Source organism: Paenibacillus nicotianae, from assembly GCF_042681745.1.
In the GTDB taxonomy this organism is placed as follows: Bacteria; Bacillota; Bacilli; order Paenibacillales; family Paenibacillaceae; genus Saccharibacillus; species Saccharibacillus nicotianae.
Window position 1 is genome coordinate 2,496,498 of sequence record NZ_JBHUGF010000010.1, and the last position, 16,319, is coordinate 2,512,816.

17 protein-coding genes and 1 riboswitch are annotated in these 16,319 nt (G+C 39.1%); of the genes, 1 reads left to right on the top strand and 16 read right to left on the bottom strand.

Going from position 1 to position 16,319, the window contains the following annotated elements:
* Nucleotides 1-7: 7 nt before the first annotated feature.
* Nucleotides 8-949, bottom strand: a complete 942-nt coding sequence (gene metA / locus ACFSGI_RS15135) for a homoserine O-acetyltransferase MetA (RefSeq protein ID WP_204825063.1) — start codon at nucleotides 947-949, stop codon at nucleotides 8-10.
* Between the two features lie 138 nt (nucleotides 950-1,087).
* Nucleotides 1,088-1,221: riboswitch (SAM riboswitch) on the bottom strand.
* Nucleotides 1,222-1,688: 467 nt separating this feature from the next.
* On the opposite strand from metA, the gene corA reads away from it, so the two are divergent.
* Complete coding sequence (gene corA / locus ACFSGI_RS15140) at nucleotides 1,689-2,624, top strand: magnesium/cobalt transporter CorA (protein WP_204825064.1); 936 nt, start codon at nucleotides 1,689-1,691, stop codon at nucleotides 2,622-2,624.
* Nucleotides 2,625-2,795: 171 nt separating this feature from the next.
* Here corA and ACFSGI_RS15145 read toward each other — a convergent pair whose 3' ends face one another.
* From ACFSGI_RS15145 to ACFSGI_RS15215, 15 genes are all read right to left on the bottom strand, one after another.
* Nucleotides 2,796-5,579 (bottom strand): HAD-IA family hydrolase, encoded by a 2,784-nt coding sequence (locus ACFSGI_RS15145; RefSeq protein ID WP_204825065.1) that lies wholly within the window; start codon nucleotides 5,577-5,579, stop codon nucleotides 2,796-2,798.
* Between the two features lie 240 nt (nucleotides 5,580-5,819).
* A complete protein-coding gene (locus tag ACFSGI_RS15150) occupies nucleotides 5,820-6,284 on the bottom strand; it encodes a disulfide oxidoreductase (protein ID WP_204825066.1) in 465 nt (154 codons plus the stop codon).
* 4 nt (nucleotides 6,285-6,288) lie between these two features.
* The gene (locus ACFSGI_RS15155; RefSeq protein ID WP_379283573.1) at nucleotides 6,289-7,032 is read right to left on the bottom strand and encodes a DsbA family protein; all 744 of its coding nucleotides are present in this window, start codon (nucleotides 7,030-7,032) and stop codon (nucleotides 6,289-6,291) included.
* Nucleotides 7,022-7,924: an ROK family protein gene (locus ACFSGI_RS15160; protein WP_204825068.1), complete on the bottom strand. Its 903-nt coding sequence runs from the start codon at nucleotides 7,922-7,924 to the stop codon at nucleotides 7,022-7,024. The genes ACFSGI_RS15155 and ACFSGI_RS15160 overlap by 11 nt, the downstream gene beginning before the upstream one ends.
* 122 nt (nucleotides 7,925-8,046) lie before the next feature.
* The gene (locus ACFSGI_RS15165) at nucleotides 8,047-9,138 is read right to left on the bottom strand and encodes a phosphodiester glycosidase family protein (RefSeq protein ID WP_204825069.1); all 1,092 of its coding nucleotides are present in this window, start codon (nucleotides 9,136-9,138) and stop codon (nucleotides 8,047-8,049) included.
* The gene (locus ACFSGI_RS15170; protein WP_204825070.1) at nucleotides 9,139-10,017 is read right to left on the bottom strand and encodes a 5'-3' exonuclease; all 879 of its coding nucleotides are present in this window, start codon (nucleotides 10,015-10,017) and stop codon (nucleotides 9,139-9,141) included.
* A gap of 139 nt (nucleotides 10,018-10,156) precedes the next feature.
* The gene (locus tag ACFSGI_RS15175; RefSeq protein ID WP_204825071.1) at nucleotides 10,157-10,609 is read right to left on the bottom strand and encodes a GNAT family N-acetyltransferase; all 453 of its coding nucleotides are present in this window, start codon (nucleotides 10,607-10,609) and stop codon (nucleotides 10,157-10,159) included.
* Nucleotides 10,610-10,707: 98 nt separating this feature from the next.
* On the bottom strand, nucleotides 10,708-11,142 hold the full coding sequence (locus tag ACFSGI_RS15180) for a hypothetical protein (RefSeq protein WP_204825072.1): 435 nt from the start codon (nucleotides 11,140-11,142) through the stop codon (nucleotides 10,708-10,710).
* A gap of 231 nt (nucleotides 11,143-11,373) precedes the next feature.
* Nucleotides 11,374-11,736 (bottom strand): arsenate reductase family protein, encoded by a 363-nt coding sequence (locus tag ACFSGI_RS15185; RefSeq protein WP_204825073.1) that lies wholly within the window; start codon nucleotides 11,734-11,736, stop codon nucleotides 11,374-11,376.
* 64 nt (nucleotides 11,737-11,800) lie between these two features.
* Nucleotides 11,801-12,718, bottom strand: a complete 918-nt coding sequence (locus ACFSGI_RS15190; RefSeq protein WP_204825670.1) for an RluA family pseudouridine synthase — start codon at nucleotides 12,716-12,718, stop codon at nucleotides 11,801-11,803.
* An 84-nt stretch (nucleotides 12,719-12,802) separates the two neighbouring features.
* The gene (locus ACFSGI_RS15195) at nucleotides 12,803-13,369 is read right to left on the bottom strand and encodes a cob(I)yrinic acid a,c-diamide adenosyltransferase (RefSeq protein ID WP_204825074.1); all 567 of its coding nucleotides are present in this window, start codon (nucleotides 13,367-13,369) and stop codon (nucleotides 12,803-12,805) included.
* Nucleotides 13,370-13,399: 30 nt separating this feature from the next.
* Nucleotides 13,400-13,945, bottom strand: coding sequence for a hypothetical protein (locus ACFSGI_RS15200; protein ID WP_204825075.1), 546 nt, complete (start codon nucleotides 13,943-13,945; stop codon nucleotides 13,400-13,402).
* A 165-nt stretch (nucleotides 13,946-14,110) separates the two neighbouring features.
* Nucleotides 14,111-14,320, bottom strand: a complete 210-nt coding sequence (locus ACFSGI_RS15205) for an aspartyl-phosphate phosphatase Spo0E family protein (protein WP_379283983.1) — start codon at nucleotides 14,318-14,320, stop codon at nucleotides 14,111-14,113.
* 162 nt (nucleotides 14,321-14,482) lie between these two features.
* Entirely contained in the window at nucleotides 14,483-15,685 is a 1,203-nt protein-coding gene (locus tag ACFSGI_RS15210) for an aminotransferase class I/II-fold pyridoxal phosphate-dependent enzyme (RefSeq protein ID WP_204825077.1), read from the bottom strand.
* A 90-nt stretch (nucleotides 15,686-15,775) separates the two neighbouring features.
* Nucleotides 15,776-16,276 (bottom strand): Lrp/AsnC family transcriptional regulator, encoded by a 501-nt coding sequence (locus tag ACFSGI_RS15215; protein WP_204825078.1) that lies wholly within the window; start codon nucleotides 16,274-16,276, stop codon nucleotides 15,776-15,778.
* Nucleotides 16,277-16,319: the final 43 nt, after the last annotated feature.

Sequence of the window (16,319 nt, forward strand, 5' to 3'; positions counted from 1 at the left end):
TCTCAAATTAGATACTATAATTACCTACTTCAGCTTTGGCACTTTCCAAATCATATGGTGTTTCTTGGTATACATAATAGTTGAGCCAGTTGGAAAATAATAAATTCGCATGAGCACGCCAGGTAGAAGGTGGTGTGCGAGTAGGATCATTATTTGGAAAATAATTTTTCGGCGGTGCAACATCCATTCCTTTCGCAATATCACGTTCATATTCCCATTTCAGTGACAAGGGATCGTATTCAGAATGCCCTGTTACAAAAATCTGACTGCCATCTTTGGTTGCAGCTAGATATACTCCTGCTTCTTCTGATTCTGATAAAATCTCCAATTCAGGAATTTTCGCAATATCTTCATGACGTACTTCGGTATGACGGGAATGAGGAGCAAAGTATAACTCATCAAATCCTCGTAGCAATTTTACGTTTTCTTTATTTAATGTATGTGGAAATACACCAAAACATTTTTCAGGTAAATCAACTTTGGGAACACCGAAATGATGGTACAGTCCTGCTTGTGAAGCCCAACAGATATGCATTGTTGAAGTAACATTTTTTTTACTCCAATCAAAAATCCCTTGAATCTCTTCCCAGTAGTTCACATCTTCAAAGTCCATCGTTTCTACAGGAGCGCCTGTGACGACCAGACCATCGAATCGTAGATGTTTGACTTCTTCAAATGTTTTATAAAATAAGTTCAAATATTCTGTTGATGTGTTTTTAGATGTATGGGATTGTGCATGTAACAAATAAATATCAATTTGAAGCGGGCTATTTCCCAGCAGACGTAGCAACTGCGTTTCTGTTGTTTCTTTTGTAGGCATTAAATTTAATATAGCAATCCGCAATGGACGAATATCCTGTTGAAATGCTTGACTGTCATCCATTACGAAAATATTTTCCCCAGTTAATACTTCTTTGGCAGGTAAACTATCTGGAATCTTGATTGGCATGTTTGTTCACTCCTTGAATGTGTATATTTTTTTATCATTTCAGGAGAAAGATTCATTAAGAGCATATACAAAAATGACCTTTCTCCTGATACTTGAGAAAGGTCATTTGCGATATGTTCGCGTATATAATAGACGCCTCTCTCATCTGTCAGCAGATATTAAGTCTAGGATGATCCATCAACTTATATCTCTGCAAGAATTAGCACCGTGCGGTTATACCGCCGGTTGCCGGGTTTCATCGGGCTAGTCCCTCCACCTGCTCTTGATAAGATTTGCTTATTCAATTTAAAATAACATGATTTGATACTTTTCTTATACCATAATTTATACTATTCTACTGTCTGCCGTCAAGTGCTGTGAAAAATGAGTGGGATCAAACCGATAAATAAGTTGTTGGTAACTGTATTGGTTGATTAAAAAAAGAGGTTTCTTATTTAAGCTTGAAAGGCTCTCAAGACCACGTTATACTTAACAAGTATTTGACGTTTTTTCATGGTTTTCATAAATATCTAAATCACAAAGAGGTGAATTTCAAAATGGAAGGCGACCCGAGGCCCAGTTGGCAGCAGGACGGATGGACAAATTGCAGGAAACAAACGACAACCATAGGGCACTGGAGTAACGCGCCATTATTGAAAAATCTTCTCCGTTTTTTCATAAATTATAGCGAAGCTTTGTAAACAGGTGTGCGGTTGCCGCTTCTTTCCCTGCTCATTTCATAATAAAGGGGTAGAACACAATGAAAGTTCGGCACGTTAATGCTGGAGCATTCACTCCAGTAGAAAATATTACCGACACACTGGTAGCACCTGAAGAAGGATTTTACTGGATCGATGCAGATTTGGAAGATTTGATAGAACTACAACCATTATTTATGCTTCATGATCTAGCTGTAGAAGATTGCTTGAGTGAAGAAGAACAACGTCCTAAGATCGAAATTTATGAAAGTCATTATTTTATTGTAGTGAACAGTATTCGTTTTGATAACGAAGAGATTTTTTTGCGTGCCCTGAATATTTTTCTAGGACGGCATTATATTATTACTGTCACCAAGCAGAAAATTAATGAATTGCGTGTACTCAAACCGATTCTATGGGAAGAGGAAGTTAGCCGCGCTGATAAATTTATGTATCTGTTAATTGACCTTGTTGTTGATAATTACTTCGCTGTAGGTGACCGGATCGAAGATCAAATCGAACTACTGGAAGAAAATATATTGATGCATACTAAAAAATCACATTTGAATGAAATTATTGGTTTGCGTGGCGAGATTTTATGGCTCAAACGTGTACTTGGCCCTCAGCGTGAAGTGATCAATACATTGAATAAAAAAGATCTTCGTCTGATCGATGATCAATTGCAAAAATATTTCAGTGACGTTTATGAGAATGCGGTAAAAGTATCCGAGATGTTTGATACGTTCCGCGATCTGATGGGTAACTTACGAGAAGCTTACCAGTCCAGTATCTCTAATCGTGCGAATGAAATTATGCGTGTTTTTACAGCAATCACAACGATATTTATGCCGTTGACTGTGATTACAGGTATTTATGGAATGAACTTTGAAGATATGCCCGAATTGCATTGGCGCTTCGGTTACCCGTTGGTCATCGGAATTATGATCACGTTAGGTCTAACTATGTTTTTCACTTTCCGCAAAAAAGATTGGATCTGAAACGATTAAAGCTGCCCTTATTCATCGTCATTAGATGAACAAGGACAGCTTTTTTTGATTGGTGACTTAGCGAGTTGGTCGCGCTTATGATACCAAGCGCTAGTTGTAAGATATTTTGCTGCACGAAAATCATTTTCCATTTGACTTGGTCGCGCTTATGATGCCAAGCGCTTAAGGAAGTTGCATCCAGCGGATCATGGTTTCTAGGTTTAGTCCATCTAAGCCGGGCACTGTAAAGTGAGCGCTATCGATTCGGGATAGAGAACTTACAGCGATTGTTTTCATCCCGATTTGACGAGCCGATTGAATCGACTCGGTAGAATCTTCGATAACCATTGTATGATAAGGATGAATATTTACGGAATTCGCTGCTTTGATAAATATTTCAGGATCAGGCTTGCTGAACTCTACATCATCCGATGTAATGATTCGGTTGAAGTACTGTCGTACTCCTAATTTCTCTACAACTTCTTCTGCATCGGTACGGTGAGATGCCAATACTACAGCAATGTTATGATCAGCAAAATGTTGAAGTAAATCATTTACGCCTGGCAACAATTCTGCGGATTCAATCGTTTCCGATTCTTCATCAATCACCGGAATTACGACACCTTCCAAGCCGAACACAATCGCACAAAGATCACGATTATTTGCTTCAAGCGGTTGTGTCATTGCTACTACATATTCTTGTCCATAATGCTCTATCGTCAACGGTTCCCCGCGAACAAGACTATACGTTGTTTTGTTGCCTTCTACATTCACATTTACAAGACGATCTTGGAATTGTACCCGGAAGGAGTACTCTGTCCAGCTTGGTGGTAACTTCGGTTCAAAATGCAGGCGACCATCATATTGACGCATTCCTGCAAATCCACCAATAATCGTTAGCCAGCTACCTGCCATCGAAGCCGCATGGATACCGTCTTTGACGTTGCCATGAATATCATCCAGATCCATACGTGCTGATTCGATAAAGAAATTATAAGCATGATCCATATTGCCAAGTTCTGCTGCAATAATCGCATGAATCGCTGCTGATAATGAAGAATCATGTGTCGTCAATGGCTCATAGTACGCATAGTTTTTTACTTTTTCTAGCTTGGTGAATTTCTCCCCTAGCAAATAAAATGCTAGAATCAGATCGGCTTGCTTAATTACTTGCTGACGATAAATGACTAATGGATGATAATGCAAAAGCAATGGATAATTTTCAGCCGGTGTACTGTCAAAATCCCATACGCCTTTATCCAGAAACGAATCATCTTGACCGATCAGTCCATTCTGACGATGGATATAGATTTCATCCGCAGCACGTGCCCAATCTGCAATTTCTTCCTCGGTTAGTCCCATTACACTGTGCATAGCAAGATAAGAATCTGGAGTCAATTCTTCCCACTGTGTTAATTCATGAACAGTAAATTCTAATGCATCTTTGACCATAATATTCGTATACGTATTGTTGTTCACAATCGCGGTATACTCATCAGGGCCGGTAACTCCATTAATACAGAATCCTTTGCCTGTAATCCAATTTCCTACTGATAAGAAGAATCTTGAAATCTCGATCAACATCTCTAGACCTTTGGTTTGCAAAAAGTCTTGATCGCCTGTTGCTTCTACGTATTGAATAATAGCATGAGCTACATCGGCATTAATATGAAACTGAGCGGTTCCCCCTGGATAATAAGCAGAAGCTTCTTCTCCGTTGATTGTCCGCCACGGGAATAGAGCGCCTTCGGCTGCCATTTCTACTGCGCGTTCTCTTGCTTTTGGCAATGTATAATAACGGTATTCCAACAGACGTAACGCTAACTCGGGCTTAGTATACAAAAAGAATGGTAACATATAAGTTTCTGTATCCCAGAAATAATGTCCTTCATACCCTTCTCCTGTAATTCCTTTAGCACTAATATTCGTTTTGCCATCGCGACCGACCGATTGGAATAATTGATACGCATTGTATCGTAATCCTTGCTGTAACAGTTCATCGCCTTCCACATTTACATCGGCAATTTCCCAGAACTCATCTAAATATTCCTTTTGCTTCGCTGTTAAAGTATCCCAGCCATTCGCTTTCACATCTTTTAATGTAGATTGTGCCAAAATCAGCAAGTCTTCTACTTCATAATCTTTCGAAGAATAATACACAATTGATTTATCCAGTGTGATCGATTGTCCTTCTTTTACATGCATTGTGAAATGCTTGGCGATTCGCTCATCTTCTATTGCTGTGTCTAACGTATGCTTGTAATCTAATACATGATCTGCTCCACATAGTAAATGAAATTCTGTTTCTGTCGTACGTTGCTCTAGAGCCATAAACGTATTTTCTTCATACGACTGAACCGTATGTAATACTTGCCCTCCAAAAGCCGATCCTGCTCGTGGATCATCTGCTGATATTTCATTGGTCACTTTACCATTTAATGCAGAGACCAGTTTAATTTCACCTGTGAAATTAACAGGTTTAACAGTATAACGAACCATCGCTACATGCTTATTATCAAATGAAATCAAGCGCTGTGTATCTACTTGTACTTGTTTACCTGTTCCACTTTCCCATACTACATGACGAGACAGAACCCCATGTTGCATATCCAAAATGCGTTCGTATTCGATCACACGCCCGCTCAATAAATTAAATTGTTCGCCATCGATAAATAACTCGATAATTTTGCTGTCGGTGACATTGAGCATCGTCTGACGTTTACGTGCATAACCAAAAGCTTCTTCTCCATACGTAATATCTGCTGAATCGTAAAATCCATTTAAATACGTACCGTTCAGTGCATTAATACCTGCACCTTCTAATCCTTCTTCAAAATGTCCACGCATTCCCAAATATCCATTAGCAACTGTAAAAATAGTTTCTCCTCTACGATTATGGATAGGGTCAAACGAAGATTCTCGAATCGACCACGGCTCTACTTCATATATTGAATTGCCTTCTCTCATTCGATATTCCTCCATTTTTATCTAGTTATTGAACAGTATTCTCTTACTATAGTTAACCGTTAAACCTGCTCATTACATCAAATAGATCAAAATTGATTCAAAATAGCTATTTCTTTCAAGCCATATTGTACCCACATCCCGTTTATATTTTTCAGAGCAGACTTATAAAAAAAGTCTTCTTTTCAACAATAGATGCTAAAAAGAAGACAAGGTACTGATATCAATCAACGGTATGGCTATTTATTCTGTTTCTTCATCTTCATAAGCAATTGCATCTGCTGCACGACTACCTCTCCATAACAACAAAGCAATCAAGATAAAAGCGATTAACGCCATAAAAGGAATCGTAATAAAACCAAACCATTCAAAATAAGGCTTATTACAAGGAACCCCTGTTGTACATGGTAAAATTCTGCTCAAAGCTGGAATATGTTGCTCTGCATAATGGTAAATGGCTACACATGCACCAAGAATCACGAGCGGCATCGAATATCTAACAATACGACGATCATTATGATAAGCAGCAATCCCAAGCAAAATCACCTGCGGATACATAAAAATACGCTGATACCAGCATAATTTACAAGGTTCCAGTAGCATTACATCACTCAAATACAGACTTCCACCAGTAGCTACAATAGCTACTATCCATGCTAGAAATAAATAGTATCGCGCTAAAAAAGATGGAGACGATTCTGTATTCATCGTATTAGCCCTCCGATCCAGCTTCTGTTTTGGCTTTCTCGATCGCTGCTTTGAGTGCGGTATAATCTCCAAGATCTCCTGTATATTCGACTCCATTAATATAGATCGACGGCGTACCTGGAAGATTTAATTCTTTTCCTTTATCATATTGAGCTTGTACTTGTTTGGCATACGTTTTATTTTCTATATCTTGACGAAGCTTGGTCGTATCGATCGACGCATCTGCTTTTTTAGCCAAATCAACCAGAAAATCGGTAGTTGCCCATTCTGTATTTTCATCGCCTTGATTAGTATAAATAGTGTCAAAATATTTCCAGAACGCTTCATTATTTTGGTGATACACCGACTCTACTGCCAAAGCTGCTGTCGTAGAATCAGGGCCCAAAAATGGGAAGTTCATAAAGTACATGGCTGCTGTACCATTGGAAATATAATCTTTTTGAATTTGGGGCACAATGATTTCATTGAACTGCTTACAAATCGGGCATTTGAAATCGCCAAATTCTACAATTTTGACAGGAGCTGTTGTTTCACCTTTAACTGGAAGCTGACTGTAATCAAACGTAGTCGCTTCGGCTGTTTTGTTATTCGGTACAAAAATAATAAGTAATACGATAACTGCAATCACAGCTACTGTTCCAATAATTAGATTACGCATTAACTTCTTTTGACGTAATGCTTCTTTTTGTTTGTACTCTTGCTGTTGCTGTCTTTTAATTGCGGGATTTACTTTTTTCTTATTCGCCATTGGTTGCACCTTTTTCTCCAGACCATGCTAGATCTGCTAACGCAAGCGCTCCACATAATCCAGCATTATCGCCCAATTGTGGAGGAACGATAAATTGGTCAATCTGTTCATTTAAGCTAGGATGCTGTACATAACCAGCCAACAGCTTTTGTAATTTTTCACGAATCAGCGGGAATAATTGCTCTTGCTTCATTACACCGCCACCCATGACTATTTTTTGTGGGGATAAAATCAGTACATAGTTCATTAACGCTTGTGCCAGATAGTAAGCTTCCATTTCCCATGCAGGATGTTCTGGAGTCAGCTCAGAACCTTTGACTTGCCAGCGTTTTTCTATCGCAGGGCCGGCTGCTACGCCTTCCAGACAATCGCCATGATAAGGACAGAATCCTTCAAAATGATCATCAGGATGACGACGAACCAAAATATGTCCCATTTCTGGATGAGATAATCCATGTAGCATTTTGCCAGCTACTACAGCGCCAGCACCAATACCTGTACCTACCGTAATATAAATACAGCTATCTAATCCTTGCGCCGCTCCCCATTTATGTTCCCCCAACGCCGCTCCATTCACATCGGTATCAAAACCAATCGGTACATCAAAATGCTCTTTCATATGTCCTACAATATTGTATTGTCCCCAATGTGGCTTCGGTGTAGTCGTTATGTATCCATACGTTGGGCTGCCTTTAATCGGATCAATCGGTCCAAAAGAACCGATACCGATCGCTTCTACTTCTTTACCTTCAAAAAAAGAAATTACATTTTTCATCGTAATCTCAGGCGTTTCGGTAGGGAAACTTACTCTTTCTAAAATCTCTCCATCCTCTGTACCAATCCCGCATACAAATTTAGTACCGCCTGCTTCAATAGCCCCTAATTTTTTCATAAATGATATATCTCCTTTGAGTTATCCTGTATGGATAGATTAGTATTCCCCTAAATTATTGCAGAGATGCTCCATATTGATCATATATGATATTGAAGTCGAAATGATGTCGACACGAGCACTTATGAACCGCTTGCACCAAAAATCAACGTATTGCTTAGTAATCGTCCGGGTGGTGTAATCATGCGTCCATTAGCATACATCCCCGATGAAGCGCCTCCATCTAAGTTCATCGCTTGCTTCGCGCCCAGCCTCTGCATAATAGCTGCCCATTGCTTCATTGTTGCTCCAGGAACAGTTGCAATCATAACTGAACCATCTGCCATAATCGCAATACCACTACGCGCACCGGCATCGGTCAAAATTTTAGGATCTTGAAATCCTTCTTCCACTGCATTCAAAGCGATATTGCTGTCTTTCACCAGTCTTGGCCCTGCACCTACCGCAGTCACAACTTGTTGCCATGGAATATCTTTGCCTTTGATATCTTGATAAGCAATATTCATCTTAACAGTTGCACCTATCGTAAAGCGATCAGCCGCATATTTCTGATCTCCTGTATACACAAGCACATATCCATTAGTAGGAATTGTTGTTTTGTTATTATTTCCTTTATGAGTGACTTTACCATTCACTACGGTTACTGCTATTCCACCTGTAAAGCCTGTATTTGTACCCCGATCAGAAGTGTAAATAACAGATGTGCTAGACGTACCTGGAAGGCGATTCACCCAAATAGCATACCAGCTAGATGATTTACCTGTTGTCGATTGCACTGTTCCTGTAATAGACAATCGCAACGAATCCATCAAAGCTGTACCATTTGCCAAAAATCCTATTGTAGTTCCATATCTGCCCAAATGCGCAATACGACCATTTTTAATTAACGTACCATAAGGGTCAGGCGCACCACCATAAGCTTCAAAAAAAGCACCGTTAATTGCTGCTTGAGCACCAACATTTTTGACGATAGACGATAAGGAAGCCGTCTGACCAACATGTTGATTAGCCAGTCCTATGCCTGTTTTGGTTCCTTTCGGAATATGAACCGTCTGTACTGTAAATGTTCGTCCAGCAGCAGACACTTTCTGCGTCGAAGCTCGGATTCCCGATCCTGATCCTGCTGCTACTGCTGGAGAACCAGCAGTAGGTAGCAAGCACAGAATCATCACGATAGACAACATGCCAATGAGGAAGCGCGATGATGTTTTCATTTAAAATACACCTACGCCTAACATCGAACAAAGACTTTTGATCTCTAATTCTTCAAATTTCGTCAGAACAATATCATCTTCTAAAAGCAAAAGACTAGCATCCAACGAACAGACGACAGGTACTTCACGATGAATCGCCGCTAAGCGATGAGACATATGAAGCATATCGAGATCCTTTTCAATTTTTGTACGAATCGAAGGTGTTAATTGATCTAAATTTTCCAAAATACCTGCGATCGTTCCATATTCTTTGACCAGCTTAATGGCTGTTTTTTCACCGATTCCTTTGACTCCTGGATAGTTGTCGCTAGCATCGCCCATCAAAGCTTTCATATCAATAATCTGAGCAGGTGTTAATTCCTTTTCTTCCATTAATGATTCAGGAGTATAGACTTTGTAATTGCCATAGCCTTTTTTCATAATAATTACACTGGTTCGTTCATCTACGAGCTGTAACATATCATGATCTCCTGTCAAAATCAGAACTTCCATATCCGCTTCAAGCTCACGCGAAATCGTACCTATACAATCATCCGCTTCATAACCGGGGGCACTTAGATTAGGAATACCCATACTTTCGGTCACTTCTAGAATCAAATCAAATTGCGGAATCAAATCATCCGGTGCAGCCGATCGATTCCCCTTGTAAGCGGCAAATTCTTCGGTGCGAAACGTTTTGCTACTGACATCCCAACAACAGGCAATATGAGTAGGGTTATACAGTTGTACAGCATCCCACAGATAACGTACAAACCCGTAAATTGCATTCGTAGGAATACCTGACTTGGTGCGACGAATATAACCGGATTGCGCTGTAGCATAATAAGCTCGGAATAGCAGTGCCATTCCATCGACTAACATTATTTTTTGATCTTTCATTAGTTTCACTTCTACCTTCTCTCTTCAATACAGATGAATCCAATCTGAGTATATCATACCGAATTTTTACGATACTGTACAAGTATTCACAAGACTTTACATTTTTTAATTATTCTATAGTTGGTTCTTTATTTTAATACTATTTTATTGATATCGTACAACTCATAAAAATATCGACTTCATCTTCAGAATCAAGCTTAAATCCAAAACGTTCGTAAAGTCGTTTTGCCGGGCTACCTTGTAGAACATTGAGTTGAACTACTTTACCTTGAAGATAAGGCTGAGTCAGTAATTGATGAAGTGTCTGACTGCCTATTCCTTGACCTTGAACATCAGGATACATATAAAAATGCTCTAGCGTATAATGATCTAGTTCGGGCTTTAAAGCCACGCAACCTACTATCTTTTCTTCCATTTTGATCAACCATGTATGACTAGGATCAAAAGCATTGCGAAAACGTTGACGAACGTTATGCTCATCAAATCGACCCAGACGGGTAAGATCCTTTTGCAGAACAATCGCTCGTAGTTCAGCTAATTGCTCTCTATGTATCGATGATGCTTGAACGAGTTTAATTGGTGATTGGTGCATGATCTCCATCCTTTGACTAATCAAATAGGTATAAAAATCGCTTTATACCTGAGATAATGTACGTGTTCAGATATAAAGCGACTCCAATATATTATATATTATTGTTTTTTGATTTTGTACGTAAATTCCCATATCGCTTCATTACCAGAATAACGACCTCTATTTTCAGTCACTGTGACACGTACTTTAAACGTAGAACCTTTACTAGAAATCGAAGATACATTTACTACTTTTGTATTTTCACCTTCATCAGGAATTTTGTCCTCTTCGATAACATAACCATACAATTTGATACTACCTTTTGAATCTACATTTACATTCACACTTTTGCCTTCATCAATTGCTTTACCAGCTACTTTCGCTGCGATAGCCCACTCATTACCTACATGATCATTTGAAACCATTCTTGCTTCTTGAAAAGTCACTGTATACGCAGAAGATGAAGCATACACAGGCGTAGATGCACTGCTACTGAACAAAATAGCACTTCCTAACAAAAGAATCGCCGATGCTTTCGACCATACTTTATTCATATCCTTTTTCCCCCATTTTTGTAATTATACATCTCTAATATTATGATTTCTTTTGCAGATAATGTAAATAAATAATTGTCGGTTTTTTAGCTGTTTTGATCCTATGTACAATTAGTAAAAATAAAAAAGCCTTTTAGCTGGCAACGATCTGCTCAGTAAAAGACTTTTTATACAAGTGAGTCTTATTATTATCTAGATCATCGTTCTAACTACCACATAGAAGTGTACGCTTTATGCTTTCCATGCTTCTTCGTACATTGCTTCTTTAAATCCTACAGTCACTTTATCTCCATCTGTAACAATCGGACGTTTAATCAATTTACCATTTTCAGATAATAATTGTAGTTGTTCTTGAGCATCCATCGATGGCAATTTTTCTTTTAAATTCTGGCTTTTATACACTTCACCGCTCGTATTGAAAAATTTCTTCAATTCTAGTTCACTATGTTCAACCAATTCACGTAATTGCTCTGCTGTCGGTGGAGATTCTACAATATGAATCAAGTTCAATTCATGACCTTCTGCACGTAGCCATTTAATTGCATTTCGGCATGTACTGCATTGTGGATATTGATATACCGTTAATTTACTCATCCGATTTACTCTCCTTTAATACTTTTTCAAAAAGTGATTTTATTCTTATGAACATTTCCAGTCTTTACAATGAATTTCCCAGTCCCCGCAATGCTGCATCCAGTATCGCTAAATCTTCAGGTAACGGGGCATGGAAAAGCATCTCTTCACCTGTTACAGGATGAACAAAACCCAATTCAACTGCGTGTAACGCTTGTCTGCCTGCAAGTTGATCCCAATGAGCGATAGAGCTAGAAGAGTCTATATGATGGTCTGGTCGCGCATAACCGTACAACCGATCACCAACTAACGGGCAACCTATATGCTTCATATGTACCCGAATCTGATGGGTACGTCCTGTCTCTAATTCCAGTTCGACTAAAGATACATCACGCTCTGGAAAAGATTCTAGCACTTGATAACGGGTAGCTGCTGGATATCCATCCGGCGTAACGACTCGCATATGAGGCTCAATCAGATCACGATCAATTGCTCCTTCGATACGATCTTGCAAAATCGCCGGCACATGATGCACATAGGCATGATATCTTTTTTGCACCGTATTCTGAATCATTTGTTCTGAAATATGTTGATGTACATACGGATTTTTAGCGATCGCTAGTACACCTGATGTATCTTGATCCAAGCGATGCACCGGACGAAAGCGGAATTTCTCCCCGCGCTCTTGCCAGTAATGAACGACTCCATTTGCTAATGTATCGGTGTAATGTCCACTGGTAGGATGCACGATAATGCCTGCTTTTTTATTAACGATCAATAAATGCTGATCTTCATAGATCACATCAATCTGCTGTGGTTGTGGCAAAATATCATCGGATTGTTCGCGCTCCATCCGAATCTCTAACAGATCGCCTGCTTGCACTTTGACGCTTACATAGACATGTTGACCGTTTAGCATTACACCTTGCTCGGTCATTTTAAGACGTGAAAGCAATTTGCGTGAAATGCCCATCCGGCGCTGCATAATATTTTTGAGAATCATGCCTTCGTCTTGCGGTTGTATTTTATACAGTATTGGTTCGTAATAATCGTTAGTTTCGTTTTTGGCATTAATCACAGTAGTCCCTCAATCACGTCGAAATACTTTTTGACTACGGATATATTCAATATCTGTTATGCCTGAACGCACATTCGCTGTACGCGCAATCACAAAAAAATAATCTGAAAGTCGATTTAAGTATTTACGCACATTTATATTAATCGTTGTTATTGCACCTAGTGTTACGACTCTTCGTTCCGCACGACGGCATACTGTACGACAGACGTGTAGAGAAGCCGCTAAAGGATGACCTCCTGGCAAAATAAACCGTTCTATCGGTGGATTTTCTGCTTCATACTGGTCAATCCATTGTTCCAATTGAACAGCTAATTCAGCATGAACTTTATACTTACTTTCATCTAATGCTACAAAAGCTAAATCTGCTCCGCAATCGAATAATTCATGTTGTATCATTAACAACTGCTCTTGGATATCTGCAAAAGATTCATTATTCGCTATCGCCAATGCTTGACCGACAAAGCTATTTAACTCATCTATAGTCCCATAGGCTTCCACACGAGCATCGTCTTTACTGACTCGACCTCCAATAACGGAAGTCTGTCCTTCATCGCCTGTACGTGTATAAATATTCATTATTCCCTCCACATAGATGATAGAACGATATTATTCTGTCATCGCTTTTAAGATTTTGAGCGATTTATTATAGTCTGCAAATACAGGAATCGTCGCATATAGATTATCTGGCGTATATTTGATTTGTTTGAACATACTCATTTGATCGACAGGGATAGAAAATAGATGCTTTTCTTGTTTGTCTACATCTTCTGCAGAGACACTACCCATCGTTACACCACGAGCATACGTTTTGGAATCAAAGTCTTTATCCAGTACCATATGACCACCATTGATTGAATAAGCTTTCATATCATTTTCCGGCAAAATAATAATATCATCCTGACGATCAACATATTCTAGCGTTAACTTTTCAGCGGAGTAAATCGGTGTTGTATTGACAGTTATTTTCATTGTACTGCCAAGCTTAGTCTGCAAATCTTGCTTGATCTGATCTGCTAATTCTTGGGAGAATCCTTCACTACCCATAATAAAAACAGTCACCTGATTAGGATCTTTCGGTTGATCCCCACCACAAGCTGTTAAAATCAATACCATACTTATACTTAACAGTAATCCTTTTATCCACAATTTCACCCAATGTTCCTCCTTCAATTCACTATATCCCATCATACCACAGCTATTTGACGTAAAAAAAGAAGCTCCTTTTTGAGGACCCTCTGTTGATTTCAGTCTATAAATGCTACAGCCTATTAGCGATCACAAAATCGATTATATCTAAACATTCTGTCGAGATAAGCATTACAAATGTTTTTGATGAGAGCGCATATATTCATTAATTTTGAGGTCAAGCAACATACTAATTTCAATAACAACTTCTGATGTAAAAGATTGCTCTTCCAAGAATAACTGTTCCATACGCATACGAAGCAAATAAATTTCATCCTCTAGGGAAAGTATCTGTGAAGACTTCTCTGAGGACGTAGACCATACTCCATTACTCTCTGCAATGTTATGTCCACGATATCCCGGTAAATTATATTCAGCGCAATACAAATAATCCCCTCCCTTGAGTCATGATTTCCTGCTTCCAAAGACCCATTATATCACAGGATCATGTAAATGAAAGCAGGAAAATTGTTAATTCAAGGAAAAAAGAAGATTATGTGACAATTATTTTATTTTAGCTACGAATGAACCTATTCTTTCCAATGCTTCACTTAATTGTGCGACCGATGTAGCATAAGAACAGCGGATAAACCCTTCGCCACCGAGTCCAAATACACTGCCCGGAACAGCCGCAACTTTTCCTTCTACAAGAAGCTGTTGAGCGAATTCTTCAGAGGTTAGCCCTGTATTCTGAATACTTGGAAAAGCATAAAAAGCACCTTGAGGTTCATGACATTCCAGACCAATACTGCGGAATCCATCAACAATCAGACGGCGACGGCGATTATAGGACTCTACCATTTTATCTTTTTCACCTAATCCATTGGTCAATGCTTCTAAAGCTGCTACTTGACCCATTACAGGAGCACACATGACTGTGTATTGGTGAATTTTGAGCATCGCAGAAATGAGATCACGATGTCCGCAAGCATAGCCCATACGCCAGCCTGTCATCGCAAATGCTTTGGAAAATCCACTCACCAAAATCGTCCGTTCTTGCATACCCGGCACAGATGCGAAGCTTACGTGTTTGGTGCCATAGGTTAATTCGGCATAAATTTCATCAGAAATCACGATTAGATCATGCTTCTCAACCACTTTGGCAATCGGCAACCAATCTTCATAGGTCATAATTGCACCTGTCGGATTACTTGGATAACAAAGGATCAAAATTTTGGAGCGCGGCGTAATCTGTGCTTCTAACGCTTCTGCTGTTAATTTGAAATTATCTTTGGCAAATGTCTCAATACCAACAGGGATTCCTCCACCAATTGCTGTAATTGGTGAGTAAGAGATATAACAAGGTTCAGGGATCAAAATCTCATCGCCCGGTGTAATCAACGCACGCAAAGCTAAATCAATCGCTTCACTTCCGCCTACCGTCACCAGAATCTCATCTTTAGGATCATAAGCTGTTTTGAATTCATTTTCCAAATAACCTGAAATCGCTTCACGAAGTTCAGGCATACCTGCATTAGAAGTATAACGTGTATATCCACGCTCTAACGAATAGACACAAGCTTCACGCACATGCCAGGGTGTAATAAAATCCGGTTCCCCTACACCTAGCGTAATGATATCTTTACTGGCACTCACCAGATCAAAAAACTTACGAATACCTGAAGGCTTAATATCTTGAACCAATGGTGAAAGGTACGAAGTCATCGATTTCGATGATCCAGTCTGTTGTTCATTATTGACAATCATAGCAATCCTCTTCCTTCAGCGCTTTATTTCTTCAGCGCGATTTCTTCTGCTTTTATCAAAAGGAGTTGTGTAACACAACGAATATTTAAGTTATGGAGAAATAATCAAGCGGCGGTCATCTTCATGTTCTTCAAAAATAATGCCATCTTGCTTGTATTTTTTAAGTATAAAGTGGGTTTTGGTAGATAATACCGATTCAATAGGAGATAAGCAATCTGAGACGAAGCTTGCTACTTCTTTCAAATTGGTGCCTTCTACTTCTACCAGAAGATCATACGCACCAGACATCAAATAAACAGATTTTACTTGTGGATACAAATAAATGCGTTCTGCAATACCTTCAAATCCTCTACCACGTTCCGGTGTAATCTGTACTTCGATCAATGCTGTCACTTTCTCGTCATCGACTTTACTCCAGTTCACTACAGAAGTATACTTCACGATCACATGCTCATCTTCTAATTCGCGAATCGCTTGAGTTACTTCTGCTTCCTCGACACCTAATAATGTAGAAAGAAGTTGCGGTGTGCGTCTTGCATCTTCTTTTAACAAATCTAATATTTGTAATTTAAGGTCGCTCAATTCTTTCATAATGTAATAGCCTCCAAGTGCGCAAGATTAATCATAAGTATGA